7 protein-coding genes and 1 pseudogene are annotated in these 6,303 nt (G+C 70.8%); 4 read left to right on the top strand and 4 right to left on the bottom strand.

Going from position 1 to position 6,303, the window contains the following annotated elements; genetic code table 11:
- On the bottom strand, positions 1 to 186 hold a 186-nt coding region (locus AB0N06_RS37760; protein WP_366139200.1), incomplete at its 3' end, for a hypothetical protein.
- A gap of 62 nt (positions 187 to 248) precedes the next feature.
- On the opposite strand from AB0N06_RS37760, the gene AB0N06_RS37765 reads away from it, so the two are divergent.
- The 3 genes from AB0N06_RS37765 (at position 249) to AB0N06_RS37775 (ending at position 2,243) form a co-directional block, all read left to right on the top strand.
- Positions 249 to 1,214, top strand: coding sequence for a zinc-binding dehydrogenase (locus AB0N06_RS37765; RefSeq protein WP_366139201.1), 966 nt, complete (start codon positions 249 to 251; stop codon positions 1,212 to 1,214).
- Between the two features lie 238 nt (positions 1,215 to 1,452).
- Complete coding sequence (locus tag AB0N06_RS37770; RefSeq protein ID WP_014154112.1) at positions 1,453 to 1,662, top strand: sigma factor-like helix-turn-helix DNA-binding protein; 210 nt, start codon at positions 1,453 to 1,455, stop codon at positions 1,660 to 1,662.
- Positions 1,662 to 2,243, top strand: a complete 582-nt coding sequence (locus tag AB0N06_RS37775) for a Clp protease N-terminal domain-containing protein (protein ID WP_366139202.1) — start codon at positions 1,662 to 1,664, stop codon at positions 2,241 to 2,243. The genes AB0N06_RS37770 and AB0N06_RS37775 overlap by 1 nt, the downstream gene beginning before the upstream one ends.
- Positions 2,244 to 2,283: 40 nt before the next feature.
- Here the strand turns inward: AB0N06_RS37775 and AB0N06_RS37780 are convergent, their stop codons facing one another.
- Entirely contained in the window at positions 2,284 to 3,270 is a 987-nt protein-coding gene (locus tag AB0N06_RS37780) for a helix-turn-helix transcriptional regulator (protein WP_366139203.1), read from the bottom strand.
- A 1-nt stretch (position 3,271) separates the two neighbouring features.
- Positions 3,272 to 4,129, bottom strand: coding sequence for a DUF4097 family beta strand repeat-containing protein (locus AB0N06_RS37785; RefSeq protein WP_366139204.1), 858 nt, complete (start codon positions 4,127 to 4,129; stop codon positions 3,272 to 3,274).
- A gap of 153 nt (positions 4,130 to 4,282) precedes the next feature.
- Between AB0N06_RS37785 and AB0N06_RS37790 the strand changes: the two are divergent.
- Positions 4,283 to 4,783: pseudogene (locus AB0N06_RS37790) on the top strand (hypothetical protein); the annotation flags it as partial.
- Here AB0N06_RS37790 and AB0N06_RS37795 read toward each other — a convergent pair.
- Complete coding sequence (locus AB0N06_RS37795; protein WP_366139205.1) at positions 4,779 to 5,783, bottom strand: IS200/IS605 family accessory protein TnpB-related protein; 1,005 nt, start codon at positions 5,781 to 5,783, stop codon at positions 4,779 to 4,781. The pseudogene AB0N06_RS37790 and the gene AB0N06_RS37795 overlap by 5 nt on opposite strands.
- Between the last annotated feature and the right edge of the window lie 520 nt (positions 5,784 to 6,303).

Consider the following 6,303-nt stretch of genomic DNA (forward strand, 5'->3'; position numbering starts at 1 on the left):
CCAGAACGTTCCTCCGGACACCAGCCGGGAGGTGACGACCACCGCCATGATCCAGGCGGCGGTGTACACCGTCTGCCGCATGGTGCCGACGCCCCGCCCCTTCCCGAACCGGGGCCCGGCCCCGGACCCCGCGCCTCGAACGCCGGCGAGGCTGAACGATGCCCCGCGCCCTCCGGGTACGGCCACGCGGGCCACGTCACACCTGTCGCCGGTTCCGCCGCACCCGCCTCGCGCCTAGTGTCAGGGCCATGTTCGCCGCCTACGCAGCCCGCATCGACCGCGACCACCCCCTCACCGGCCTTGAGCTGGGCGAGCGCCCAGCCCCCGAGGCGCGCCCCGGCTGGACCACCGTCAATGTCCGGGCCGCTTCCCTCAACCATCACGACCTCTGGTCGCTCCGTGGCGTCGGCCTCGCCGAGGACAAGCTGCCGATGATCCTCGGCTGCGACGCTGCCGGGATTGACGAGAACGGCAACGAGGTCGTCCTGCACTCCGTCATCGGCCAGACCGGACACGGCGTCGGCCCGGACGAGCCCCGCTCCATCCTTACCGAGCGCTACCAGGGCACCTTCGCCGAGCAGGTCACCGTGCCCAGCTGGAATGTGCTGCCCAAGCCGAAGGAGCTCACCTTCGAGCAGGCCGCCTGTCTGCCGACCGCCTGGCTCACCGCGTACCGGATGCTCTTCACCCATGCCGGAGTGCGGCCCGGTGACTCCGTCCTCGTTCAGGGCGCGGGCGGTGGTGTCGCGACCGCCGCGATCGTCCTCGGCAAGGCTGCCGGGCTGCGGATCTACGCCACCAGCCGCGACGAGGCCAAGCGCAAGAGGGCCGTCGAGCTCGGTGCGATCGAGGCGTACGAGCCCGGCGCGCGGCTGCCGCAGCGCGTCGATGCCGTCATCGAGACGGTCGGCGCGGCCACCTGGTCCCACTCGGTGAAGTCGCTGCGCCCCGGTGGCACCCTGGTCATCTCCGGCGCGACCAGCGGCGACCGGCCCTCGCACGCCGAGCTGACCCGGATCTTCTTCCTGGAGCTGAAGGTCGTCGGTTCGACGATGGGGTCCAAGGACGAGCTGGAGGACCTGCTGGCGTTCTGTGCGACGACCGGAGTGCGGCCCGTCATCGACGAGGTTCTGCCGCTGGACCGCGCCCGCGAGGGGTTCGAGCGGCTTGCCTCGGGCGACCAGTTCGGAAAGATCGTACTCACCACATCCTGAAGTGCCGCTCTCTGACGCCGAGATGATGATGCGTCAGTCCTGCTGCTGAGATCTGCCGCCATGCGTGCCGTCGGGGCCCCATGGCGGCAGTTGTCGTTTCACCGACGCGTGCAGGCCGGCCCGCAGCGGGTCATCGCCGAAGGCCTCGCTGAACCCGTGTGCTCCCCGCGCTCGGCGCGCGGTGCGGATCGTGTCAACCCTGGTTGACATAGGTGACGTGTCAATGTAGGTTGACATCATGACCGAAGCAACGGATCTCGCCGCACGCGCCGGCGACCGCGACCCGCGCGTCGGGTTGCGAGCCGTCGCCGCCCTGCGGCGGCTGCTGGAGCAGCTCGAAGCCGTACAAGTCAGAAGCGCTCGCGTCCAGGGCTGGTCGTGGCAGGAGATCGCCGCCGAACTGGGCGTCAGCCGACAGGCCGTCCACAAGAAGTACGGGAGGCATTGATGTTCGAGCGATTCACCAGTGGTGCCCGCGCCGTCGTGACCGGTGCCGTGGACCAGGCCAAGAAGACCGGATCCGACTCCGTCTCCGAGGAGCACATGCTGCTCGCCCTGCTCGATCAGCAGGGCAGCCGGGCCGCCTTCGCCGTCGCAGCCCTCGGACTGACCGACCGCCGCGCCTCGGTGGTGACGGCGCTCGCCGAGGCCCGTCGGCGGGGCGGGCTGACCAAGGCCGACACGGACGCACTCGCCGGCATCGGCATCGATGTGACGGAGATCGTCACCCGGATCGAGGACGCCCACGGTGAGGGCGCCCTGGCCGCGGACCGGAAGGGCCGCCGCGGGCGGTCCGGGCGGCCCTCCTTCGCCCGGGGCGCAAAGACGATTCTGGAGAAGTCCCTGCGGGTCGCGGTGGGGCGCGGTGACCGGTTCATCGGCGAGGAACACATCCTGCTGGCGTTCACCGTCACACCTGGTGTGGTCGCCGATGTGCTGGCGGAGCACGGTGCGACGCACGAGGCAGTCACCCGCGCTCTGTACGGGGAGGGTGCCGGGGGAGCCGAGGGGCAGCAGAAGGCGGGGTAGGGGTGCGGTGGACGTGCCGGGGGCATGCCCCCAACCCTGCTCACTCCTCGGCGCCGGCGCCCTTCCGCAGGAGCGCGCCGATGCGGGCCGCCGCCGTCGACAGATGGCGGCGGGCCTCCACCAGTTGGTCCTCCGTGACGCCCCGGTCGCGGGCCGCGTCGCGGATGTCGTCCCGGAAGCGGTCGAGCAGGCGGTCCAGGTCGCGGGCCGGGTTGCCCGTCGTGCCCGTCTCCTTGCCCCACTCGAGGTCGGCGGCCGCCGGTTCGGCCTTGGTGTAGGAGGGCCGGCCGGTCGTCCCGGTATAGCCGGCCAGGCGGCCGGTGATCTCGGCCAGCCCCTCCCGTACGCCGGTGGGCCAGTCACCCCGGGCGAAGTGCTCCTGGACCTGCCGGGCCGCGTTCTGCATCTGCTCGCGCGCCTTCTCCTGGGCCTCCTTGGCCTGGCGGCGCGCCTGCTGGGCGTCCTCGCGGGCCCGGCGGGACTCGTCCTTCGCCCGGCGGGCCTGCTCCTTCCACTCCTGCTTGGCCTTGCGCAGCTCCTCCTTGGCGGTGCGCCAGGCCTCGCTGTCGCCGAAGTCCGTGAAGTCGCCGAACGGGGAGCCCCGGTCGCTCTTCGCGCCGGTCCCGGTGCCGGCGGTGTGCCGGGTCTCGCCGGCTGCCGCGCGCATCTCGCTGCGCAGCTTCCCCGCCGCGCCCCGCACGTCGTCCCGCATCTCGGCGGCCAGTTCGGAGACCGACTCGCGGATCTCCAGCTCCAGATCGGCCAGTTCGCCGCCGCGGTCCGCCAGTTCCGCGCGGCCCGCATCGGTGATCGAGTAGACCTTGCGGCCGCCCTCGGTGGCATGCGTGACGAGACCCTCGGCCTCCAGCTTGGCCAGGCGCGGATAGACGGTGCCCGCCGACGGTGCGTACAGGCCCTGGAAACGTTCCTCCAGGATCCGGATCACCTCGTAGCCGTGACGGGGTGCCTCGTCCAGGAGTTTCAGCAGGTAGAGGCGGAGCCGCCCATGGGCGAATACGGAGGGCATGTCAGAGCACCTTTCCGGTCGACTCGGCGTCGTACGGATCGTCCTCGGCCGGTGGGCGGCGCAGCAGGGCTATCGACCCCGACACGGTCGTGGCCCTGAGCGTTCCGGTTCCTGCGCCGAGCGTCCCGGTGATGCGCTTCGCACCCCATTGGCCGCCGACCCGTAGATCTTCGAAGCTGTTGGAGACGGCGCCGCTGGCCGTGTTCGCCTCGACCGTCGCGTCCGCCGGGTGCGGCAGCCGGATGGCGACCTCGCCGGAGACCGTGGTCAGCCGGATGTCCGTGGGCTTCCCGGTCGGGTCCAGGTCCAGCACCATGTTGCCGCTGACCGATTCGGCCCGTACCGCCGCCCCGGCGCCTTCGACGACCGTCAGATCGCCGGAGACCGATTTGAAGCGGAGCTCCCCGGTGACGGACTGGGCCTCCACATTGCCGGAGACCGTGTCCGCGCGGACCGTGCCGCCGAGGCCGACGAGCGTGGTGTCGCCGGTGATGCCGCGCACATCCGTACGTCCCCGGATGCCCGAGACCAGCGCTCCGGCGCCGACCGTGCCGAGCTCCACGGTCGACCCGGCCGGCACGGCGAGCGAGACCACCGCGCTGCGGTGCCGCCCCTTGTGGTCGAACCACTTCAGGAACCCGTGCCAGGGCAGGTCCTCGTAGGCGACCGTGAGGATGCCGTCCTTCTGCGTCACATTGAGCGGCGGGCCCTCGATCGCGGAGACCTCCAGCCGCGCGGTCGGTTCCTCGGTGCCGACGACGTTGACGGTGCCGTTGACGATGCGCACGCTGAGCGCCGTCACCGGGTCGTCGAAGGTGAGCTTCTTAGGCTCGGCGATGGCCCACGTCGACACAGGCATGAATCTGACCTCCCGGGAGCGCGCCGTGACGCAACATATCGCGTCTCTTGAAGAACACGATATATCGCGGCTTGAGGAAGTCAAGGGAGGGTGGGCCGGCCTGGGTCGATCAAATAGCTCCAAATATGGGCAAATTGCCCTACGGTGTGGGGCATGAACGCGACATCACCCGTGGGTGCGCTATTGCACTGCCGGGCCGAACCCGACTCCGTACGGCCGGTGGCCCATCTGCTGCGCGAACGCATGCTGCTCGCGCCCGCGGGTGACGGGTGGAGCGTCCTCGTGCCGGAGGGAAAGCCCTGGCGGGACGGGGAAGAAGGGGATCAGCCGGTCGACAGTGTGGTGGGCGGCTGGGCCACCGCGCTCTCGGTCGGCTCCACCTGGCCGGTTCTCGCGCTGTGGTGGGACGGAGACCGGGCCGGCTGCACGCTCGCGTCCGACTTCCGACGGCCCGTCGGATACGTCTGGCTGGCGGACGGGACTCCGGCGGGTGAGGACGAGGCGATGCGTACGTTTGCCACGCGGCTCGGGCTCGACCCCGTCCTGGACATCCAGCGGCTCGAAACGCTGACGCGCCCGGATCCCCACGCGGACGCCCGCACCCGGCTGCGCGGTCTTCACGCACTCACCCGCATCGGACTGACCGTTCCTAGCCAGTGTGCATGAGTGAGTCCTGGACCCACTGTTGCGTACTGGGCGCATCCCGAACGGTGTTGGATGCGCTGGGTTCCCGCTTTCGCGTCCCGTTCGGTGACGGCCCTCCGGGGGGCCGGTCCGTTGTGGGTGGGCGGGTTCCCTCACGTCCTCGGGTGCCTGGTCCGGCCTGGGCGGTCCGATGCCCCGCACGATCGCTCCGGTCGTGTGGGGGCGGTGCCGTCCTTCGCCGTATCGGGTGTCCGAGGGCGCGTCGTCCGATCGCGATACCGGCGGCATCGTGACGGGACATGGTGCGGTGGGGGGTGGCCAGCGGTTTCTGCCAGTGCTGGGCACCCCACTGGGAGGTGTAGGCGGGGTCGACCGCGACAATGCTCAGGCCGTGTTCGGCGGCCATGGAGACCAGCCGGGCCTTGAGTTTCCCAGTCGGGATGCCGGAGATGAGCTGCCGGAACCGTTTCCGGCGGCCGTGTTTCTCCCGGGTCTTGTCGGCGGTGAAGTCGAGGTCTTCGATGCCGATCGCGGCGACACCGGCCTGCTTGGCCCAGTTGATCAGGCGGGTCAGCGCGTGGCGGATCTGTGCGTCGCGGTGACCGGCGGTCCCGGACAGGTCGTAGGGGAAGTGGTGCGGGTCGCCGATGGGGTTGCCGTGCCGGTCGAGGTGGTAGGCGGCGAAGTGGTCGGCGTTGGTGTCGACGCCGATCATGCCCCGGGCGCGTGCGGTTTCCAGCGGGATGGCCTTGGTGATCGCACCCGCGATCCGCGACGACGACAGCGGCGTCAGCTCCCGCTTACGCGCCGCCCAGCTGTCCGCGCCGTGCTTCACCCCATCCGCACAGCGGGCCTTGAGATCACGCGAAGCCAGACGGCCCTGATGCTCACCGACCGCACGCAGCACCTTCTCGTCCTCGGGAGTGAGGTGCTTGAGCCGGTCCCGGATTGCCACCCCGCAAGGCCCGGGCACCACGAAGGACCCGGCCAACTTCCTCACACCACCCACCGCGTTACCCCCTCCCTCCAGGCCGGGCACCCCCCACCCAGCCCAACGAGCAGCAGCCGCCAAGGTCACCCATTCGACCCCAGAACCCCCGTTCCCGCCCTCGCCAACCCGCTGACGGGACTCACTCCCGCTCGCTACAACTCACGTCAACGCAGCAAACCAACAGCAGCTCGCAACCCTCCCGGCCGGCCTCGATCCCGGCGAACCCGCCGATCGGCTGCACGCCGCGGCCGGCAGCAGGCCCGGGTCGGAGCGGATCGCCTGGGCGGGCTGGCGCGACGCAGTGAAGATCGAACTCGACGCGGTCGAGAGCGGCAGACTCGGCCCGTGGCTGCTAGGGCGTGTTTCGAAAGTCCCGCCTGCGGGGCGGCGTCTGGCACGCACGCTCGCTGCGTTGTCGGGCCGCCCCGGTACGCCCAGTATCGGGGCGGCCCTCCGCCTTGCGATCGTCACCGCGATCGCGGCCGCCGGGTTCGATGTACTGCCTGGACCGCCCAAGCCCGCCAAGCCCAGCCTGCTG

It is taken from the genome of Streptomyces sp. NPDC051020 (assembly GCF_040683105.1).
Classification (GTDB): domain Bacteria; phylum Actinomycetota; class Actinomycetes; order Streptomycetales; family Streptomycetaceae; genus Streptomyces.

What these genes read in the sequence shown, in the direction of transcription:
- AB0N06_RS37765 (WP_366139201.1), top strand. Translation starts at nt 249, where the DNA reads ATGTTCGCCGCCTACGCAGCCCGCATCGACCGCGACCACCCCCTCACC.
- AB0N06_RS37770 (WP_014154112.1), top strand. Translation starts at nt 1,453, where the DNA reads ATGACCGAAGCAACGGATCTCGCCGCACGCGCCGGCGACCGCGACCCG.
- AB0N06_RS37775 (WP_366139202.1), top strand. Translation starts at nt 1,662, where the DNA reads ATGTTCGAGCGATTCACCAGTGGTGCCCGCGCCGTCGTGACCGGTGCC.
- AB0N06_RS37780 (WP_366139203.1), bottom strand. Translation starts at nt 3,270, where the DNA reads ATGCCCTCCGTATTCGCCCATGGGCGGCTCCGCCTCTACCTGCTGAAA.
- AB0N06_RS37785 (WP_366139204.1), bottom strand. Translation starts at nt 4,129, where the DNA reads ATGCCTGTGTCGACGTGGGCCATCGCCGAGCCTAAGAAGCTCACCTTC.